The 19,639-nt window shown below is 37.2% G+C and carries 20 protein-coding genes and 1 riboswitch; of the genes, 13 read left to right on the forward strand and 7 right to left on the reverse strand.

From position 1 onward, the window contains the following. Nucleotides 1-2 precede the first annotated feature (2 nt). The 12 genes from ACIP9G_RS00660 to panF all read left to right on the forward strand — a co-directional run bounded on the left by ACIP9G_RS00660 (nt 3) and on the right by panF (nt 11,771). Nucleotides 3-833 (forward strand): alpha/beta fold hydrolase, encoded by an 831-nt coding sequence (locus ACIP9G_RS00660; RefSeq protein WP_401016619.1) that lies wholly within the window; start codon nt 3-5, stop codon nt 831-833. A gap of 166 nt (nt 834-999) precedes the next feature. Beyond that, the gene (locus ACIP9G_RS00665; protein WP_401016621.1) at nt 1,000-2,244 is read left to right on the forward strand and encodes a substrate-binding domain-containing protein; all 1,245 of its coding nucleotides are present in this window, start codon (nt 1,000-1,002) and stop codon (nt 2,242-2,244) included. Nucleotides 2,245-2,353: 109 nt separating this feature from the next. After that, nucleotides 2,354-3,130: an ABC transporter ATP-binding protein gene (locus tag ACIP9G_RS00670; protein ID WP_401016623.1), complete on the forward strand. Its 777-nt coding sequence runs from the start codon at nt 2,354-2,356 to the stop codon at nt 3,128-3,130. Next, on the forward strand, nt 3,105-3,812 hold the full coding sequence (locus ACIP9G_RS00675) for an ABC transporter ATP-binding protein (RefSeq protein ID WP_401016625.1): 708 nt from the start codon (nt 3,105-3,107) through the stop codon (nt 3,810-3,812). The genes ACIP9G_RS00670 and ACIP9G_RS00675 overlap by 26 nt, the downstream gene beginning before the upstream one ends. Before the next feature lie 15 nt (nt 3,813-3,827). Continuing rightward, nucleotides 3,828-4,700, forward strand: coding sequence for a branched-chain amino acid ABC transporter permease (locus ACIP9G_RS00680; protein ID WP_401016626.1), 873 nt, complete (start codon nt 3,828-3,830; stop codon nt 4,698-4,700). Next, entirely contained in the window at nt 4,697-5,716 is a 1,020-nt protein-coding gene (locus tag ACIP9G_RS00685; protein WP_401016628.1) for a branched-chain amino acid ABC transporter permease, read from the forward strand. The genes ACIP9G_RS00680 and ACIP9G_RS00685 overlap by 4 nt, the downstream gene beginning before the upstream one ends. Then, complete coding sequence (locus ACIP9G_RS00690) at nt 5,713-6,717, forward strand: 3-oxoacyl-ACP synthase (RefSeq protein ID WP_401016630.1); 1,005 nt, start codon at nt 5,713-5,715, stop codon at nt 6,715-6,717. The genes ACIP9G_RS00685 and ACIP9G_RS00690 overlap by 4 nt, the downstream gene beginning before the upstream one ends. A 12-nt stretch (nt 6,718-6,729) precedes the next feature. After that, nucleotides 6,730-7,641, forward strand: a complete 912-nt coding sequence (gene phaZ, locus ACIP9G_RS00695) for an intracellular short-chain-length polyhydroxyalkanoate depolymerase (protein WP_401016632.1) — start codon at nt 6,730-6,732, stop codon at nt 7,639-7,641. After that, nucleotides 7,625-8,356 (forward strand): 3-oxoacyl-ACP reductase FabG, encoded by a 732-nt coding sequence (gene fabG, locus ACIP9G_RS00700; protein ID WP_401016634.1) that lies wholly within the window; start codon nt 7,625-7,627, stop codon nt 8,354-8,356. Before phaZ ends, fabG begins: the two co-directional genes overlap by 17 nt. 17 nt (nt 8,357-8,373) lie before the next feature. After that, the gene (locus ACIP9G_RS00705) at nt 8,374-9,840 is read left to right on the forward strand and encodes a class I adenylate-forming enzyme family protein (protein ID WP_401016636.1); all 1,467 of its coding nucleotides are present in this window, start codon (nt 8,374-8,376) and stop codon (nt 9,838-9,840) included. A 222-nt stretch (nt 9,841-10,062) separates the two neighbouring features. Next, nucleotides 10,063-10,326, forward strand: a complete 264-nt coding sequence (locus tag ACIP9G_RS00710) for a YhdT family protein (protein WP_401011469.1) — start codon at nt 10,063-10,065, stop codon at nt 10,324-10,326. Further along, a complete protein-coding gene (gene panF / locus ACIP9G_RS00715) occupies nt 10,326-11,771 on the forward strand; it encodes a sodium/pantothenate symporter (protein WP_401016638.1) in 1,446 nt (481 codons plus the stop codon). Before ACIP9G_RS00710 ends, panF begins: the two co-directional genes overlap by 1 nt. 104 nt (nt 11,772-11,875) lie before the next feature. Here the strand turns inward: panF and ACIP9G_RS00720 are convergent, their stop codons facing one another. After that, nucleotides 11,876-12,247, reverse strand: coding sequence for a nucleotide excision repair endonuclease (locus ACIP9G_RS00720; protein ID WP_401016640.1), 372 nt, complete (start codon nt 12,245-12,247; stop codon nt 11,876-11,878). A gap of 316 nt (nt 12,248-12,563) precedes the next feature. Continuing rightward, a riboswitch (SAM riboswitch) is annotated at nt 12,564-12,673 on the forward strand. A 105-nt stretch (nt 12,674-12,778) separates the two neighbouring features. On the opposite strand from ACIP9G_RS00720, the gene metA reads away from it, so the two are divergent. After that, complete coding sequence (gene metA, locus ACIP9G_RS00725; protein WP_401016642.1) at nt 12,779-13,714, forward strand: homoserine O-acetyltransferase MetA; 936 nt, start codon at nt 12,779-12,781, stop codon at nt 13,712-13,714. Between the two features lie 88 nt (nt 13,715-13,802). On the opposite strand, the gene ACIP9G_RS00730 is transcribed toward metA, so the two are convergent. The 6 genes from ACIP9G_RS00730 to plsY all read right to left on the reverse strand — a co-directional run bounded on the left by ACIP9G_RS00730 (nt 13,803) and on the right by plsY (nt 19,189). Continuing rightward, on the reverse strand, nt 13,803-15,089 hold the full coding sequence (locus tag ACIP9G_RS00730) for a GerAB/ArcD/ProY family transporter (RefSeq protein WP_401016644.1): 1,287 nt from the start codon (nt 15,087-15,089) through the stop codon (nt 13,803-13,805). Between the two features lie 27 nt (nt 15,090-15,116). After that, nucleotides 15,117-15,350: a hypothetical protein gene (locus ACIP9G_RS00735; RefSeq protein ID WP_401016646.1), complete on the reverse strand. Its 234-nt coding sequence runs from the start codon at nt 15,348-15,350 to the stop codon at nt 15,117-15,119. A 10-nt stretch (nt 15,351-15,360) separates the two neighbouring features. After that, nucleotides 15,361-16,557, reverse strand: coding sequence for a Ger(x)C family spore germination protein (locus ACIP9G_RS00740; protein ID WP_401016647.1), 1,197 nt, complete (start codon nt 16,555-16,557; stop codon nt 15,361-15,363). A gap of 27 nt (nt 16,558-16,584) precedes the next feature. Continuing rightward, nucleotides 16,585-18,132 (reverse strand): spore germination protein, encoded by a 1,548-nt coding sequence (locus ACIP9G_RS00745; RefSeq protein ID WP_401016649.1) that lies wholly within the window; start codon nt 18,130-18,132, stop codon nt 16,585-16,587. 145 nt (nt 18,133-18,277) lie between these two features. Further along, nucleotides 18,278-18,568, reverse strand: coding sequence for a HesB/YadR/YfhF family protein (locus ACIP9G_RS00750; RefSeq protein WP_401016651.1), 291 nt, complete (start codon nt 18,566-18,568; stop codon nt 18,278-18,280). Between the two features lie 18 nt (nt 18,569-18,586). Continuing rightward, nucleotides 18,587-19,189, reverse strand: coding sequence for a glycerol-3-phosphate 1-O-acyltransferase PlsY (gene plsY, locus ACIP9G_RS00755; RefSeq protein WP_401011451.1), 603 nt, complete (start codon nt 19,187-19,189; stop codon nt 18,587-18,589). Between the last annotated feature and the right edge of the window lie 450 nt (nt 19,190-19,639).

Raw genomic sequence — 19,639 nt, forward strand, 5'->3', positions numbered from 1 at the left:
ATATGCCATTTTGGAAAGTAACGAATGCAAATATTTATTATGAAGTGATTGGTGAAGGAATACCAATCATGATGTTACATGGATTTTCTCCAGACCATCGGCTTATGAAAGGATGTATGGAACCGATTTTTAACGAAAGTGATGGCTGGAAACGTATTTATATTGACCTTCCAGGTATGGGCAAAACAAAGGATTATGAAAACATCAGCAATTCAGATGAAATGTTAGCGACTGTGCTAGAGTTTATCAATACATTCGTGCCCGATCAACCTTATGTAATAGTGGGTGAATCATATGGTGGATATTTAACAAGAGGTATTATGCACACTCATAGGGATCGTATTTTAGGTGCTGCTTTTATTTGTCCTTTGATTTTACCAGAAAAGCAAGATCGAACAGTGCCGTCACATTCGATCATCGCTGTAGATCAACCATTTTTAGACACATTAACGAAACAAGAAGTAGACGATTTTAGTTCGCACCAAGTTGTCCTGGATGAATATAACTGGCAACGGTATTCAAATGAAGTGTTAGCTGGTTGCCATATAGCAGATGAGCATTTTCTAGAAAAAATTCAACAAAGCTACGGCTTTTCATTTCAGCTAGAGGATATTATTTTTCATCAACCAAGTCTCTTTTTATTAGGAAAACAAGATGCTGTAGTAGGCTATAAAGATGCATTTGACGTAATAGAGTTATTCCCAAGAGCAACATTCTCGATTTTAGATCGGGCAGGTCATAATCTACAAATTGAACAAGCCAATATTTTTCATGCACTTGTGAGCGAGTGGCTAGATCGAGTAAACGAATCAAATCGATCTTCTTTCTTGTAGGGTAAAAAATTTATATAACTTGAGTTCGGTCTTGTACCGAGCTCTTTTTTATTTACTTATGTTTAGGGAAAGAAATTTGTAACTGATTTGTAACTGGACTTTTATATAGTTAGTGCATAGCAACGAAAGCGCTTTCTTTACAATTCATTTTGAAAGGGGTTTTGGGATGAAAAAGGTTTGGTTATGGTTACTGTTAGCCGTTTTATCACTGATGATGGTGGCTTGCAATGGAGAAGGGGCAAAAGAAAATTCAGCAGATGATCCTGCTTCAAATGATGAGGATAAAGGGTCTGAAGTGAAAGCTGAGGGGGGCACAATTAAAATCGGTGTACTTGCTTCTTTGACAGGTGCCCTCGAATCATATGGTAAGCAAACACAGCGTGGTTTTGATTTAGGTATTGAATATGCAACAAACGGCAGCATGGAGGTAAATGGTAAAAAAATCGAAATTGTGTATGAAGATACAGAAACGAAACCTGAGGTAGCGGTACAGAAGGCTACAAAGCTATTAGAGGATGATAAGGTAGATTTTTTAGTTGGCTCATCTAGCTCAGGTGACACGCTCGCTGTATTACCGCTAGCAGAGGAATACGAGAAAATTATGGTCGTTGAACCAGCTGTAGCAGATAGTATTACAGGTGCTGAATTTAATGACTATATATTCCGCACAGGTCGTAACTCCTCACAAGATGCATACGCAGCAGCTGCTGCAATCGCAGGCAAAGGCGTGAAAATTGCAACGTTTGCACCAGATTATTCATTCGGTTGGGATGGTGTGAAGGCATTTAAAACAGCTGCAGAGAAACTAGGTGCAGAAATTGTGCTAGAGGAGTATGCAGACCCAGCTGCAACAGACTTTACCTCTAATTTACAAAAGGTAATTGATGCAAAGCCAGATTACTTATTTGTCGTATGGGCTGGGGCAAATTCTCCTTGGAATCAAATTGCCGATCTTAAAATTCAAGAAAAAGGCATAAAAATTTCTACAGGTGCGCCAGATATTATCGCCCTAAAATTTATGAATCCGCTAATAGGAATGGAAGGATTCTCGGTTTATTATCATACGTTACCGCAAAATGATGTGAATAAATGGTTAGTAGATGAGCACCAAAAACGCTTTAATGAAGTACCAGATTTATTTACCCCTGGTGGAATGTCTGCTGCTATTTCAATTGTAGAAGCATTGAAAAAATCACAAGGGGACACAGATGCAAAGAAACTAATCGGCATTATGGAAGGTATGTCATTTGAAACACCAAAAGGCAAGATGACTTTCCGAGAAGAAGATCATCAAGCTTTACAATCAATGTATTCTATTCGTTTAGAGCAACAAGATGGAGTTGATTACCCAGTGCCAGTGCTCATTCGTGAACTAAGCCCTGAGGAAACTGCGCCACCTGTTATGAACTAGACTTTTCCAAACAAATGAGAGACAGAAGTATACGTCGTTCTGTCTCTCTTCATCTCATTTCTGTTGAGAGTAGATGAAGAGTGATAGAAACACTAGAAAGGAGATTGAAATGGAGCCCATTTTACGAACAGAAAACTTAACAATTCGTTTTGGTGGCCATACAGCAGTCGATCAAGTGAACTTTACGATGCCTGAAAAACATTTGAAATCAATTATTGGACCAAATGGTGCAGGAAAAACGACCTTCTTTAATTTAATTAGTGGGGAGTTAAAGCCCACTACTGGTGATGTATTTTTTAAAGGGCAATCACTTGCACAAGTATCATCGGTTGAAAGGACGCGTATGGGGCTAGGACGGTCATTCCAAATTACAAATGTTTTTCCGAATTTAACTGTTTTAGAGAACGTACGTCTAGCAGTGCAATCTAAAGAAAAAATACGCTATCAATTGTTTCGCCATCATAAAAGTTATAAGGCAATTACAGAAAAAGCGGAGGAACTATTGACACTTGTTTTGCTTGATAATAAAAGAGAGGCGCTGACGACGATGTTGTCCCATGGTGAAAAGAGAAAGTTAGAAATTGCCATGTTGCTAGCGCTAGATACAGAAATTTTACTGCTCGATGAACCTACTGCTGGCATGTCATTAGAAGAAGTACCTGCCATTTTAGAGGTTATTCGTACGATAAAAAATAATGGCGACAAAACAATTTTGCTTATTGAACACAAGATGGATATGATTTTAGATTTGTCAGACTCCATTATGGTGTTATTTAATGGTCAGCTTCTTGCAGATGGAACACCAGATGCCATTATGCAAAATGAAACTGTTCAAAATGCCTATTTAGGGGGTCTGTACGATGAACACCTTACTGAAATTAAATGATGTTCATACACATATTGGGCAATACCATATTTTGCAAGGTGTAAATTTTGAGGCCGTTGAAGGGCAGGTCAGTGTCTTACTAGGGAGAAATGGCGCAGGAAAAACGACCACTTTAAAAACAATTATGGGGTTAACACCCGCTTCTAAAGGGGATGTCGAATTTCGAATGAAATCAATCAAAAAAAGCCCCACTCACAAAGTGGCTAAATTAGGTATTGGCTATGTACCTGAAAATCAAGGAATATTTGCGGATTTAACAGTAGAGGAAAATATGAAAGTTGCAATGCGCAAGGAAGACAGTGCGGCAATGGAGCGACAACAATATGTTCTCGAGCTTTTTCCGGATTTAAAGAAATTTTGGAAAAAGGCTGGCGGTCATCTTTCAGGTGGTCAAAAGCAAATGCTGTCAATGGCAAGAGCATTTATCAATGACAGTAAATTAATTTTAATTGATGAGCCGTCAAAAGGACTTGCGCCGATTGTCGTTGAGAAAGTAATGGAGGCAATCGTTGAAATGAAAAAGCAAACGTCCATCGTCCTTGTAGAGCAAAACTTTATCATGGCGAGCCGAATTGGTGATACGTACACATTAATAGATGATGGTCGAACGGTTCATTCAGGAAACATGAAAGATCTTATCCAAAATGAAGAGTTAAAACGTAAATATCTTGGAATCGGATAAAGGAGGTGTGTATCGTTGGAGCTAATCGTAAATTTAGTAATCAACGGGCTAGCTACAGGCATGTTAATCTTCTTGCTTGCAGCAGGACTGACGTTAATTTTTGGGCTAATGGATGTATTAAATTTTGCTCACGGTGGATTATTTGTATGGGGCGCTTACGCCGGAATATTTACGTATATGTACACGGAAAGCTTTTTAATTGGCATTGTAGGCGCAATCGTCGCAGGTGCTATTTTAGGCTTACTGACGGAGAAGTTTATTATTACACCGGTATACGGCAATCATATCCAACAAATTTTAATTACTTTAGGGTTAATGCTTGTTTTACAAGAGATGATTAAAGTCGTTTTTGGACCGAATGGTGTGTCAGTGAAAACACCTAGCTATTTAGCAGGAAGCTGGGAAATAGGCGACGTCATTATTATTAAATATCGATTATTTATCATTATAGTAGGTTTTGTGATTTTTGGTATTTTCCAATACATGCTAAAACGAACAAAAATCGGGCTAATTGTGCGAGCGGGTGTACAGGATAAAGAAATGGCGCAGGCGCTTGGTATTCATATTAAACAAGTATTTTTATATGTCTTTATGGTAGGTGCGGCGTTAGCGGCATTGAGTGGCATGTTAATGGCGCCATATTCGGGTGTTATTTATGCCGAGATGGGGATGGAATATGCTATTTTAGGCTTTATCGTCGTCGTCATTGGTGGAATGGGAAGTTTTTCTGGTTCATTGCTCGCTGCCATTTTAGTAGGGCTCGCTGGTAGCTTTATGGCTTATTATGTGCCTGTGTTATCACTTGCTGTCAATATGATTTTAATGGCTATCGTGTTAATTTTCCGACCTCAAGGCTTATTTACAATCGGAAAGGAGAGATCGACATGATGAAAAAGCTGACGTGGAAACATCTAAGTTTTGTTTTACTGCTAGCTATTCTCGTTCTTCTTCCATTCGTTAATGACTCGAGGACACTCATTATTTTATTAACGCAAATTTTTATCTTTGGTATTTTAGCAATGAGCTACGATATTTTGCTCGGGTATACGGGTATCGTGTCATTTGGGCATGCGATGTTCTTTGGAATTGGAGCTTATACAACAGCAGTTATGCTAAAACAAGTCGATACGACGCTTTCCATCTTTTTATTGTCTATTGTGATAGGAATGTTTTTAGCAGGTATTGTAAGCTTCCTAGTTGGATTACTAACATTGCGTTTAAAAAGTCACTTTTTTGCGATGCTTACACTCGCTTTTTCTGGACTATTTCTAGTTGTTGCTGAAAAATGGCGTTCCATTACATATGGCAATGACGGATTTACGTTTAGAGCACCAGAAATTTTTAAAGATCGAATTACATTTTATTATTTTGTATTAGCGTGTTTAGTTGTAATTTTTATTGCCCTGTATCGATTTGTTCAGTCGCCTACAGGACGAATATTAATTGCTGTGCGAGAAAATGAGCAAAGAACGAAATCATTAGGTTTTCACACTTTACACTACAAAGTAATTGCATCAATTGTGGCTGGAACTGTAGCAAGCTTAGCGGGTTCCCTCTATGCGTTGTCCCTGCGCTTTGTGAATACAAGTGTGATGACGATGGATATAACACTTGATGCATTGTTAATGACGATTATAGGAGGAGTAGGCACATTAGTGGGGCCATTGCTTGGTGCAGCGGTTATTGAATATGCACAGCATACACTTTCAGGGTTAGCTAGGGATTATCCAATTTTCGAGCGGTGGATTATTTTCTTCGGGATTCTCTATATTTTAGCAGTCATCTTTTTCCCAAAAGGAATTATCGGTTCTATCCGGCTCATGGTATGGAAATGGAGAGCAAAGCTTAAAGAAAGACGTAAAACACCATCGGCACTGTCGCATGAGAAGGAGCGATTTGAATGACTGTAGGCATTGTCAGTACAGGTATTTATATTCCACAAACAAAAATGACATCAAGCGAAATAGCCCATCTTTCGTCTATTCCCGAGCACATTATTCGGCAGAAGATGGGCATACACGAAAAGCCAATTCCTGGTGAGCAGGATCATACTGTGCAAATGGGCATTTGGGCTGCACAAGAAGCCTTACAAAAGGCAGGGATTGAGCCCAAAACAATTGATGTTGTAATTTATATAGGTGAGGAACATAAGGAATATCCGCTTTGGACGGCATCAATTAAAATGCAAGACGAACTTGGAGCAGTCAATGCTTGGGCATTTGATGTGCAATTACGATGTGGTACGACGATTATGGCACTTAAATTAGCAAAAAGTTTAATGGAGTCAGATGATGCTATTCACACCGTTTTACTCGCAGGTGGCTATCGTAATGTTGATTTTATAGATTATGAAAATCCGCGAACGCGCTTTATGTATAATTTGGGTGCGGGTGGAGGTGCTATTGTTTTACAAAAGAATTATGATAGAAACCACCTGTTAGAGGCAGATATTATGACGGATGGTTCTTTTTCAGAGGATGTTGTAGTCCCTGTTGGAGGTACAAAGAAGCCACTAACTCCTGAACTTTTAGCGCAAAACCGATATCAATTAGATGTATTAGATCCAGTAGGCATGAAGGAGCGGCTTGAACAAAAATCATTAAATAATTTTTTGAAGGTCATTCGATCATCTTTAGCGAAGAGTGGATTAAGAGAAGAACATATTAGCTACCTAGCGATGCTTCATATGAAAAAGTCAGCACATGCTTATATATTGTCAGAACTTGGCTTACAAGAGGAACAATCCATTTATTTAGAAAACTACGGTCATATTGGACAAATCGATCAAATTTTATCATTACAGCTTGCATTAGAGGAAAAACGTATTCAGGATGGGGACATCGTAACACTTGTAAGTGCTGGTATAGGCTATGTCTGGGGAGCTATTACAATTCGTTGGGGATAGGGAGGAAGCGCAATGTTACAAACAGTTCAACTATTAAATGGGGAAACAATTGCTTATCGTAAACGTGACGGAGGTAGCCATACTTTATTATTAATTCATGGCAATATGACCTCCTCTAAACATTGGGATGTGCTAGTGGAAGCTTTAGATACAAAATACACGATTTATGCCATAGATTTACGTGGTTTTGGAGGTTCTTCTTATCATCAACCAATTACCGCAATTAAAGATTTTAGTGATGATGTCAAACTATTTGTAGATACGCTTGCATTAAAACACTTTGATTTGATTGGCTGGTCTACCGGTGGAGCAGTGAGTATGCAGTTTGTCGCAAATTACCCTGGTTATTGTCAACGGCTGATTTTATTAGCTTCGGCTTCGACTAGAGGCTATCCATTTTACAGTGATTTAGGAACGGGTAATCAATCCTCTTTCAAAAGGGCTTCCACATATGAAGAAGTACTCGTAGATACGTCTAAAACTAAGACAGTCCAGGGTTTCTATGATAGCAAAAATGCGCAAGGCTTAAAATCGATTTGGGATGCATTAATTTATACTCATCATCAGCCAGATTCAGATCATTATGATGAATATGTAGAAGATATGCAGACGCAAAAAAATCTAGCTGAAGTATATCATGCTTTAAATACATTTAATGTAAGTGCTGTCGACAATGAAGTAGCAAAAGGGACGAATGATGTACAACAAATTAACATTCCTATTTTAGTGTTAAGAGGAGATCGAGATTTAGTCATAACAGAGCAAATGAATGATGAAACAATGCTCGATTTACCTACGCATGCGCAGTTTGTTAGCTTGAAAAACTGTGGTCATTCTCCTCTTATTGATGATTTACAACAACTTACATTAGAAATCGAAACATTTTTACAATTTGGAGGGGAACATAATGCGCTTACACAATAAAGTAGCAATTATTACAGGGGCTGCAAATGGCATCGGATTTGCAGCTGCAGAACGGTTTATTGAAGAAGGTGCCCTTGTTTTTATTGCTGATTTTGATGACAATGCGGGGATTATTGCAGCCAATCAGCTAGGAGAAAAAGCTTCCTTTGTACAGGTTGATGTCGCAGACAGAGACAGTGTAAAAAGGCTTGTGACAACCGTAATGACGCAAGCTGGGCGTATTGATATTTTAGTCAATAACGCAGGGATAACGCGTGATGCGATGCTGACAAAAATGACAGAGGATCAATTTCAGCAAGTGCTGGATGTGAACTTGTCAGGGGTCTTCCACTGTACGCAAGAGGTTAGCCCCCATATGGTTGCTGCTGGATACGGAAAAATTATTAATACTTCCTCTGTAAGTGGGGTTTATGGAAATGTTGGTCAAACAAATTATGCTGCGACAAAGGCAGCGATTGTAGGTATGACGAAAACATGGGCAAAAGAGCTTGGGCGTAAAGGGATTAACGTAAATGCTGTAGCTCCAGGCTTTACAGAGACAGATATGGTTAAAAAGATGCCTGAAACAGTGCTAGAAAAAATGCGTTCGATTGTGCCGCTTCAAAGATTAGGAACACCGAGGGATATCGCTAATGCTTATTTATTTTTAGCATCTGAAGAGGCTTCCTATGTCCATGGCCATACACTCCATGTGGATGGCGCTATTATGATGTGATAAAGGAGGAGTTCAAGATGTTTGCAGAGCAAGCTTGGATTTTAAATCGTGCATCTTTAACACCGCATCGTTTAGCTTTAGTTAACCTAGAAACAAAGGAACAATGGACATATCAAGAGTTAACACATGAAATTGCAAAATGGAGCTGTTTTTTCGAAAAACAAGGGTTACAGACGGGTAGTCGTGTAGCGATTTTTGCAAGAAATAATATGCACCTATTTGCCGTTTTATTTGCTTGTGGATTACGAGGGCTTATTTATGTCCCTTTAAATTGGCGCCTCAATACGAAGGAACTAAACGAAATTATTGCAGATGCTACACCTTCCTTGCTTCTTTTTGATCAGGACATTCACTGTCCTTTACAACTAAAAAATATGCATCCAATCCAACAAGTTCCGCAATCGGCAACCGTTCCTAGCACGATAGAAATGGATCTAAATGAACCTTGGCTAATGATTTATACAGGTGGCACTACCGGTAAAGCAAAGGGGGTAGTTCTGTCCTTTAATTCTGTTAATTGGAATGCAATTAATACAATTATTAGTTGGGGACTATGTGAAGAAGACTGCACGTTAAACTATATGCCGATGTTCCATACAGGGGGGCTAAATGCTTTATCCATCCCGTTGCTTATGGCAGGCGGTACGGTAGTAATTGGAGATAAGTTTGAAGCGGAAACGGCTCTTAAAGCAATTAATCATTATAAGACAACAATTTCTTTATTTGTGCCAACAATGTATCAAGCAATGATTTCAACAAATTACTTTCAGATAAGTAGTTTTCCATCTGTGAAAGTGTTTTTATCTGGCGGGGCACCGTGTCCACTCCCAATATATGATGCATTTTTTAACAAGGGACTTTATTTTAAAGAAGGCTATGGATTAACGGAAGCTGGACCAAATAATTTTTATATCTCTCGTGAAGATGCCTATTTAAAAAAAGGAGCAGTAGGGAAAAGCATGCAATTTAATGAAGCAAAAATTATGAATAAAGAGGGAAAAAATTGCACTGCTCACGAGGTAGGAGAGCTATTTGTTAGAGGCAAGCATATGTTTAGATTTTATTGGAATAATCAGCAGGAAACTGACAATACGATACGTGATGGATGGTTAAGGACCGGTGATTTAGCCACAATGGATGAGGATGGTTATTTTTATATTGTCGGTCGTTCGAAAGAAATGATTATTAGTGGTGGTGAAAATGTTTATCCACAAGAGGTAGAGCAATGTTTATTGCGTCATCAGCTCGTAAAAGAAGCGGCAGTTATTGGGGTACCGGATAACTATTGGGGCGAAATTGTAACGGCATTTATTGTTTGCCAACATGAGACAGCTACGCTAGTTGACGAAGTGGAGGCACTATGTCGAAACGAATTAGGTCACTACAAAATCCCTAAAAAAATTATTGTTATCGATGAATTACCAAAAACAATCGTTGGCAAAATCGATAAAAAAGCGCTTCACATGCATTTGAAAAGCTCTTGATGATAGATAGGAGATGCGAAATCGCCACTAAGGAGTGTGGAATCGCCACTAAAACTCCAAAATCGCCCGAAAAGGCAGAAAGCGTATTCCCACAGGAGCCTTTCAAGAACCTTATTCAACAGGCATTGTTCGCTAACTTTCGATTTTTTTAGCTATTTTTTCACAATGCTTCCCTTAATACCTACATACCAGTAAAATAGAGTAGGTTAGGGGGATTCTATATTGAAAGATCAACGCTTTAAAATTGCGCATCGTGAAGCGCTCATTGGCATTGGACTTGTAATTGTCAACTTTGCTATTTGGTACGGCTTTGCATATGGACTAGGCTCGGGGGATCCAACAAAATATACATATGTTTGGGGCTTCCCAGCTTGGTTTTTCTATAGTTGTATCGCTGGAACAGCTTTTATGATTGTCTTAATTTGGCTCGTCCTAAAACTCTTTTTCAAAGATGTTCCATTTGAAGATGGGGAGGTGGATGAATAATGCATTGGCAAGTTATTTTTCCGCTCTTCATATTTTTAATTATCATTTTTGGAATTGGTATATGGTCGAATAAACATGTCCGTTCATCGAACTCGTTTTTACAGGAATACTTTCTTGGTGGTCGTGAAATGGGAGGCTTTATTCTAGCAATGACCATGATTGCCACGTACGGAAGCGCAAGTAGCTTTATTGGGGGACCAGGTGTCGCTTATAATAAGGGACTTGGATGGGTACTGTTAGCGATGGCACAACTACCTGCGGGTTATTTTGTATTAATGATTTTAGGCAAGAAATTTGCAATTATTGCTCGCCGTTATCAAGCGATTACATTAATAGATTTCTTACGTGAACGTTATAACAGTCATGTCATCGTGATTTTATCTGCAATTAGTATTATTGTCTTTTTATTTTCTGCGATGATGGCACAGTGGGTAGGTGGAGCGCGCTTAATTGAATCATTAACTGGTTTAAATTATACTGCGGCACTCTTTATTTTTGCAGCGTCGGTATTAATTTATGTTATTATCGGGGGCTTCCGAGCTGTAGCTTTAACGGATACGGTACAAGGTTCGATAATGGTAATAGGTACTGTTATTTTACTAATTGGGACAATCGTTGCAGGTGGGGGAATCGATCAAATTATGACATCCCTTGTTGCAGAAAATCCAAAACTAGTGACCCCATTTGGTGCAGAAGGAGAACTTACACCATTGTATGTCTCTACATTTTGGATTTTAATAGGAGTTGGCGTAGTTGGACTACCTCAAATTGCAGTTCGTGCCATGAGCTATAAAGATTCAAAAAGTATGCATTTAGCGATTATTATTGGTACCATCGCCATTGGGACAATTATGTTCGGTATGCACCTAATTGGTGTACTAGCGCGTCCAGTAATGCCAGGCATTGAAATTGGCGATAAGGTAATGCCACTACTTACGTTAAAAGTTTTACCGCCATTTTTAGCGGGTATTGTTTTAGCAGCACCAATGGCAGCAACGATGTCTACAGTTAATGCGTTGCTTATGTTAGTTAGTTCAACAGTTGTGAAGGATATTTATTTAAACTACGTGAAGCCAACTGCCAACGATGGAGAAATTAAGCGAGCAAGCTTCATCGTAACTACAGTAATTGGTTTGGCGGTCGTTGTATTTGCGTTAAATCCACCAGACTTACTTGTGTGGCTCAATTTATTTGCATTTGGCGGACTAGAAGCGGTCTTTATTTGGTCAGTTGTTCTAGGCTTATATTGGAAAAAGGCTAATAAATACGGCGCAATTGCTTCCATGATTACGGGCATGACGTTATATATTGTGATTGATCGTTTTTATCCGTCAATCTTTGGCATGCATACAGTGACAATCCCAATAGTGGCTTCATTCATTATTTTTGTCATCGTAAGTTACCTAACAGCTAATAAATTTAAAGATGAAAAAGTATTTATTTAAATAGCAAAATACCTTGGGAGGACAAAGCTCTCAGGGTATTTTTCATTTTTGAAGGTAAAAAGAAAAGAAAAACCGCTAGCATGTTACATGCTAACGGCATTTTTTTAATAAAATACTTTTTCAAGATTATATTTTGCACGGAATGTGTTAATTGCATATGTTTCGTAAATTTCACGTTCCATTGGATCATCAATTTCATATACTTCAATTTTGAAAATTTCATCACGGTACTTTTTCATAGGTGATACATTATCTTCAAAATGTTTTTTAATGCGTTGACGAATTTTACGCGCTTTCCCTACAAACAATAGCTCGTTTTTTTCGTTGTAGAATAAGAAAATGCCACCTTTTTCGCGAGTGATTTTATGGAAATCAATAAAACCATGGAATGGCGGGATTTCTACTTCCCCAGGTTTTAATACTTGCTCACGTTGACGAATTACTAAGTCTGGTTTTGGGAGTTCAATTTTAATCAAAATATTCACGTTCCTCTCTGTTACTAAAGGTATATGTTAACATAATACCTCTTTGATTACCATTACGATTTATTTGTACAAAAATCTATTTACACCACTTTGCTGTAATCGGCTGTAAATTGTCATTTGTTTGTCATCTACTTAGGCTAATAGATGGTAAAACTTTAAGCCGTATTTACGTAACTTACAAAAAGCTTTCGGTAGAATTAATAATAGTGTTTAACAAAAAATATGCTTCCATTCATTTAAATACTAAATATTCTATGTATTATTGAAATTCTTAATCGTTCATGATACAATTCTTTTTAATTAAATAATCTTATCAAGAGAAGCTGAGGGATTTGGCCCGATGACGCTTCAGCAACCTCTAACAATGTTAGAAAGGTGCTAATTCCACCAAAGGATTTTTCCTTTGAGAGATAAGAGTGAACGTGATAATTATCCTTCTCATTCTTGCTCTAAAGGAATGAGGGGGATTTTTTTAATTTTATTTAGATAGAGAGAAAAAATTAACGAAAAGGGGAATGCAACATGCCTATTAATATTCCGAAAAACTTACCAGCTGGAGAACATTTACGTGGGGAAAAAATATTCGTAATGGAAGAAGACCGCGCCAAAACGCAACAAATTCGTCCTTTAAATATTTTAATTTTTAATTTAATGCCAGAAAAAGAAAAGACAGAGCTACAATTATTGCGATTACTCGGTAATACACCATTACAAGTAAATATTACATTTTTAAATACAGCAACACATGAATCAAAAAATGTTAGTAAATCACATTTACAGCTATTTTATTCGACGTTTAAAGAGATTCGCCATCGTCGCTTTGACGGTATGATTATTACAGGGGCACCTGTTGAAAAAATGGCATTTGAAGAAGTGAATTATTGGGAAGAAATCTCAGAAATAATGGATTGGTCTGTGAAAAATGTTACGTCCGTAATGCATATATGTTGGGGTGCACAAGCTGCACTGTATCACCATTACGGTATCGGTAAATTTGAACTGCCGGAAAAATGTTCTGGTGTATATTCACATGTCATTACCGATTTAACAGTCGATCTAGTGCGTGGCTTTAGTGACTTATTTACAGCGCCACATTCACGCTATACATCGGTTTCCATTGATGAAGTACGTAAGCACCCAGATTTACGTTTACTGTCCTATTCAGAAGATGCTGGCGTCTTTATCGTGCAGTCAAAGGATAATAAGAACATAATGATTACAGGTCACTTAGAATACGACGCGACAACATTAGCTGATGAATATTACCGTGATGTTGAAAAAGGAATTGATATTGCAATTCCTGTTAACTATTTCCCGCATAATGATCCTTCTAATGAGCCGATTAATACTTGGCGAGCACATACGCATTTACTATTTTCGAATTGGCTCAACTATTATGTATACCAAGAAACACCGTACGAATGGGACTTTGTTGATGAAATTGAATACCATATTTAATTCAAAACTATTAACTGACATTATACAGTTATAAAAAACCTCCATTTCTCAATTGTAAAAAGTGAGAAATGGAGGTTTTTGTTTTACCTTATTGAGATTCGGTTGAGTTTGGTTTGTTTGGCTCTTGCTGTGTCTTCGAATCTTGTTGTGTTTTTGAATCTTGTTGTTCTTTTGGCTCCTGTTGTGCCTTCGGGTCTTGCTGTGCATTTGAATCTTGTTGTTCTTTTGGCTCCTGTTGTGCCTTCGAATCTTGCTGTTTATCTGTGGTGCTTTGTTCGGTTTCAGCCTTTTTAATTTTTCGAATTTTAGCGACTACTAGTAAGAACAATGGTAATAAAACGGCTAAAACCGACGAATACAATGGCCAAATCTTCTGATTATAATTATTTGAATGCACAATATTTGGATGAGCAATTTGAGCCAGTGCAATCATACACATCCCGAGTGGTAAAATGAGTGGCCGAGGATCTTTTATTTTCAGTATTTGTCCTAAGCCAATTACCGTTGCATGAAAATAAATAAAAGTTCGGATATAAATAGATATAATCCACATAACAGCCATAATAATTTCAACACGCTGAAAAAAATTGCCTATTGAAATTCTTTGAGCGAGCGCATAGCTTGGAAATGTTTTACTTGATGTATTAGTCGGACCAAGAACGAGTGTTGAAAGGGCAATAATGAGGATTAATACGATTCCTCCAAACAGTGTGCCGATATAAAATCCTTTTTGAGCCGATTTTGTCACATTGACTGCAGAAGGGAAAAACATAAGCAACACAACAAGCGGGAATGAAAAAAGACTCATAAAGGTAAGTACACCGACTAATAATGATTTTGGTTCTGTTTCATAGACTGGCATTATATTTTCAATATTGATTTGTGGGGAAATACAAGTAATAAAAATAATAAAAATTAATAAAAATATCGGAAACAATATTTCCACCGAACGAGCAAAAACTTCAATCCCTAAATACGAGGCGAAAACGATAATAATTGTAAATAATACAGCAAAGGACAGAGTAGGAGTTTCAGGCATCACTTCGGTTTGCATAAAAATCCCGATAAAATATAGTAATTCGCCTGCTGAAAAGAAGGTCAAAGACATAAAACAAAGTGATGTCAATACACCGATGAATTTACCGAAAATTTTTCCGTTTGCTTCTACAAATGTAAGGTTTGGGGTTTGATTTCCTAAGGAAACAAATAGCTTTACTAATAAAAAGCTTAAAAGTACACCAATAGCCGCACCCATCCAAGCATCCTGTTTAAGTTCTTTTGTAATACTTGCCGGCACAATTAATATGGCTGTCCCAATTGAATAGAGAAGGGTAATGACTGTAAATTGTCTGGCGCTAATGAGTTGTTTTTCCATCGTACACTACCCTCTCATTTCATTTTCTTATTGAAAAAGTGTGAGTAATAATTTTCTAATAGGCGTAAAAATAAATGTAATGAAATCTAAAGGACTGGGAATGTTCTTCTTTAAGCCAATGGCGATATTTAGTGCAGTACCAATCGTTAATATGATAGAAAAGACGATAATGGTTTTTTTTTCGCCCTTTTTCATTAAAGAGGGAATGACACTAAAGGCAATGATCAAAGAAGCAAACAATAAAACAATTGTAATAAACATAGTTGGGCTACTACTCCTTTGAACTGTACAATAATGAATTTTGAATCGTGCCTAATCCTTGGGTAATGATATTGACTTTGATGTCGACAGCTACCTCAGGATATATTGTAGACCATTCTTTTTGAATTTCTTTCCATTTTTTCGGATCTTCCCGATTGAGTGCTTCTCCAAATCCTAATATATCCAACTTGTAATTTTTTTGAATTATATCGAGCGTTTTTTTCGTTTGTTCTTTTATTTGTTCTGCTGTCTTTTTATTAATGTAACGAATGGTTTTGTTTTGTGTTAAATTAATTGCGCAATTTACTTCGCCTATATTTTGGGTTACATCAATTTTGATAGAAATTTTAGGAACCCCTTTTTCAAAAGCTCCTTTAATTTTCGCTTTCGATTGTGTAATCTCGGTAGATAAGTCTCCCTTGTTTGGGCAGGCGAGTACTACGATCGTACTACCGATTTTATTATTTAAGAAATTAAAGGAAATGCTTTCCTCTTCTGATAACATTCCTTCCAATCTATCTTCTTTAAAAACCGCTATACCAGCATATTTTAAAATAACAGGTGTTTTAATTCTTTCGACATTTGTTTGGTCTATTCCTAATTTAGTATCACCTTGTATTTCAACTGCTGTTAAAACAGCACTTTTTTCTTTGCTACTAAGGGTGTTAAGTAATTCGTCTGTAGTAACAGATAAGGTTGAACCCCAAGCTTTTTCGGATACCTTAATGGAATTTAACAATTTATTGGCTGGCATTTTTTCAATTGGTGTTAACACATTTAGTACTTCTTTTGCTGTTGAACCATGCGATATAATGACATCAAAGTCGTTTCGAAATTCATGATCTCTGGCAATAAAGTCGAGTGGTTCGTTTATTCCTACTTCAGCTAATTTTTCACCGATAACTACCATTTGCAAATGAGAAAAATAAGGTCTCCGTGGTGTTAATGTCGTCATTCTTCGAATTGCTTCAAACACACTTTTTCCCTTTGCATGGTAGGTGACGACAGGTGATCGTCCACTAGAAGGTTGCTTAGAGGAAATTTCACTAGTATCCACGACTTGGATAGAAACTTCATATTCATCGTCTATTTTATCTATGCCGAGTGCAACGACAATTGCTAATTCGTTTAACTCGCGCTTACTCCAGCAACCACTTAATAATAAAGTGAGGATTAACAATAGGAAAATCATCTTCATTTTTGACATGACGTATTCCTCATTTACACATTAATGTTAATTTCTTTTTTTTTCTGCATGATATCGTTGTTCTCTTACTTTATTTTTTTGACTGAACAACCTCGGTCTAGTGCGTAAATCTCTACGTGGGAACAAGATCATCGCATCTTTTTGATCTTTTATAATGAGTGGCCCAAAAGGACTCATATATGGAACGCCAAATGAACGTAAACTACATAAGTGAAGAATGATTATCATAATGCCAAACATAACGCCAAATAAACCAAACATCGCGGCTAAAATCATCAATGGGAAACGTAGAACACGGATCGTGTTTGATAAGCCATAGGAAGGAAACAAAAAGCTACAAATGGCTGTTAATGCAACAATAATGACCATTACAGCTGATACTACGCCCGCTTCCACGGCTGCTTGACCAATTACTAATGTCCCCACAATTGAAACTGCTGGACCAATCGTTCTAGGCATTCGTAAACCTGCTTCACGCAAAATTTCAAAGGCAATCTCCATAATCAGTGCTTCTACTACAGCAGGGAAGGGCACACCTTCTCGCTGTGAAGCGATACTAATAAGCATTGCCGTTGGCAGCATTTCTTGATGAAAGGTAGTAATGGCTACATAGAGGGATGGCATTACTAATGCAAGACAAATACCAAAAAAACGTAAAAGTCGGATTAATGAACTAATAATCCAATTTTGGTAATAATCTTCTGCTGCCTGTAAAAAAGATGTAAATATTACAGGGACGGTTAGTACAAGGGGTGTCCCATCTACTAATATGGCGATTTTACCTTCTAACAATTCTGCTGCAACGACATCCGGTCGCTCCGTATTATAAATCATCGGAAATAAAGAGAATTTAGAGTCTTGAATAAAATCCTCTATATAGCCGGTTTCTAATACGCCATCAATGACAATATTATCTAAACGGTCTAGCACTTCCTGGACAATTTTGTCATTGGCAATACCGTTTATATACATAACAACTACGTCTGTTTGCGTTACATCACCAATAATTCGAGATTTTATCCAAAGGTCAGGGCTTTTAATTTTTCGACGGATCAGTGCCGTATTTGTACGCAATGTTTCAGTAAAAGACTCTCTTGGACCTCTAATCACGGACTCTGTTTGTGGCTCAGTGACAGCTCTATCTTTTGCGCTTTTAGTGTCTGTCGCAATCGCAACCGATTGTCCATCTAATACAATGACTGTTTCACCATTTAGAATGGAGGCAAAAAATGCGGTAAAATCTACAATATCTTTTGCACCACCTACCGCTAAGCATTGCTTTTTTATATAGTCGTTTATGTTGGTTACTTTATTGTCAGGTCCATTGTCAATTTCAAGCATCAAATCTTCTAATATAAAGTCTGTAATTACATTTTTATCGGATATACCATCAATGTTAATTAGAGCGATGGATTGGTTATTTAATTTATTAAGTGTAATTTCACGAATAATTACATCGTTGCTATTACCAAGCGCTTCTTTAATCGTATAAATATTTTCTGAAAGAGAAGTGTGCAGTAAATTCGTAGAAGGATTTTGCTGTTGGGAGGTATTGTTGTTTTCTGAAACTGGCATTATGTTTCCTCCTCAAAGTATAGATTGACTAGTTAGAGGATGGTCAATTTTATGAAGAGCTAAACCAAATAGTGCAAACTAAAGATTGTTATTGCACAAAATGAAAAAAGTGTTTCCTTTCATATTAGTGAAAGGAAACACTGTGTTATTTTAAATAGTCATATTTTAATTCGTAAAGTTGTTTGTCAACGTCAATGTGTAAGTTATAATCGTTAAAAAACCATAAATCTTTCTCATCGATATAGTAGGTCACACCATCAATTACAGTTTGAACGCCTATTTCGAGAGGTTCTTCGCGAGTCATCCCAAGAGAAAATCCTTCATGGAAAGGGCTTGAACCACCATATCTTGCATAAAACCGGATTGTATCACCTGTTTCGACTTCCATTTCGTTTTTAAACCATTGAAGCGCTTCATCTGTCAGTGCAATATTCATGTGTGAACTCCTTTCATGTTAAAGCCATTTCACTTTTGGTTCAGTACCATTTTTAATGCGCGTAATATTTGCTCGGTGACGATAAACAATAAAAATAAATAAAAATGCTACTAATATAGCTAATGCGAAATCGCCTGTCACAAAAAAATAAATAATCGAATAGATTAATGCAACTAGTGCAGCAATCATCGATGTTAGGCTGACAATTTTCGTAAGTTTTAACGTTACGATAAATGCGATGAATAGTAATATGAATAGTGGCCAAGAATAGCCTAGTAGGACGCCAGCTGATGTGGCAACAGCTTTTCCGCCACGGAAGCTTGCAAAAATAGGAAACATATGACCAATAACCGCAACAAGCCCTAAAATAAGTCCATGAATCGTGGCATCAGAGAACACAGGGAGTGTCACTAATAACACAGCAGCTGTTCCTTTTAAAATATCCATGATTGTAACAACTAAACCTGCTTTTTTTCCTAATATACGGAAGGTGTTGGTAGCACCTAAATTGCCACTACCATGCTCGCGAATATCTGTTTTGTAAAATATTTTGCCAATCCATAACCCAGAAGGTATAGAGCCGATAAGATAGGCACATAAAATAATAAGTCCGTTTAACATAGGTGGACTCCTTTCATCCAAATAATAACACTTGGTACTAATAGTTTGTAACAAGTATTTTACACTTTTTCTCTTTAATCTACAATGATATGAAGGAGATTTCATCATGGGCCTTGAATTCAATACAAAAGGAAAATATTTCACCATGATTTCAAAAGTCACAGGCTTATGTTAGCTTATGTTAGGTTGTAGGACACTATTATAGTATCCATACCTAAGCCCTTTCTTAAAAATATAGGTAAAATGGCAATTTTGTCAATCACACATTCCTTTGGTAGAATAGAAGTCTATCTTGAATTTCTATGTGAAGCTATAAAAAATCATCATTCAACAGAAAACACCTATTCATCACGTTTTGGTAAGCTGAGTGTAAGCATGAAGTTGGCGTTTATTGCTGGCTGAATGAAGATAGAGCCTATGACGATAGTTGTGGATTTTGTATAGTGGTCA

The sequence above is a fragment of the Lysinibacillus sp. NPDC093197 genome, assembly GCF_044754025.1.
Classification (GTDB): Bacteria; Bacillota; Bacilli; order Bacillales_A; family Planococcaceae; genus Lysinibacillus.

Bases quoted from the DNA above. Each gene is read 5' to 3' on its own strand.
- ACIP9G_RS00705 (WP_401016636.1), top strand. From the start codon at position 8,374: ATGTTTGCAGAGCAAGCTTGGATTTTAAATCGTGCATCTTTAACACCG.
- ACIP9G_RS00690 (WP_401016630.1), top strand. From the start codon at position 5,713: ATGACTGTAGGCATTGTCAGTACAGGTATTTATATTCCACAAACAAAA.
- panF (WP_401016638.1), top strand. From the start codon at position 10,326: ATGCATTGGCAAGTTATTTTTCCGCTCTTCATATTTTTAATTATCATT.
- metA (WP_401016642.1), top strand. From the start codon at position 12,779: ATGCCTATTAATATTCCGAAAAACTTACCAGCTGGAGAACATTTACGT.
- plsY (WP_401011451.1), bottom strand. From the start codon at position 19,189: ATGTTAAACGGACTTATTATTTTATGTGCCTATCTTATCGGCTCTATA.
- ACIP9G_RS00670 (WP_401016623.1), top strand. From the start codon at position 2,354: ATGGAGCCCATTTTACGAACAGAAAACTTAACAATTCGTTTTGGTGGC.
- ACIP9G_RS00730 (WP_401016644.1), bottom strand. From the start codon at position 15,089: ATGGAAAAACAACTCATTAGCGCCAGACAATTTACAGTCATTACCCTT.
- fabG (WP_401016634.1), top strand. From the start codon at position 7,625: ATGCGCTTACACAATAAAGTAGCAATTATTACAGGGGCTGCAAATGGC.
- ACIP9G_RS00660 (WP_401016619.1), top strand. From the start codon at position 3: ATGCCATTTTGGAAAGTAACGAATGCAAATATTTATTATGAAGTGATT.
- ACIP9G_RS00735 (WP_401016646.1), bottom strand. From the start codon at position 15,350: ATGTTTATTACAATTGTTTTATTGTTTGCTTCTTTGATCATTGCCTTT.
- ACIP9G_RS00750 (WP_401016651.1), bottom strand. From the start codon at position 18,568: ATGAATATTGCACTGACAGATGAAGCGCTTCAATGGTTTAAAAACGAA.
- ACIP9G_RS00745 (WP_401016649.1), bottom strand. From the start codon at position 18,132: ATGCCAGTTTCAGAAAACAACAATACCTCCCAACAGCAAAATCCTTCT.
- ACIP9G_RS00740 (WP_401016647.1), bottom strand. From the start codon at position 16,557: ATGTCAAAAATGAAGATGATTTTCCTATTGTTAATCCTCACTTTATTA.
- ACIP9G_RS00665 (WP_401016621.1), top strand. From the start codon at position 1,000: ATGAAAAAGGTTTGGTTATGGTTACTGTTAGCCGTTTTATCACTGATG.
- ACIP9G_RS00675 (WP_401016625.1), top strand. From the start codon at position 3,105: ATGAACACCTTACTGAAATTAAATGATGTTCATACACATATTGGGCAA.
- phaZ (WP_401016632.1), top strand. From the start codon at position 6,730: ATGTTACAAACAGTTCAACTATTAAATGGGGAAACAATTGCTTATCGT.
- ACIP9G_RS00685 (WP_401016628.1), top strand. From the start codon at position 4,697: ATGATGAAAAAGCTGACGTGGAAACATCTAAGTTTTGTTTTACTGCTA.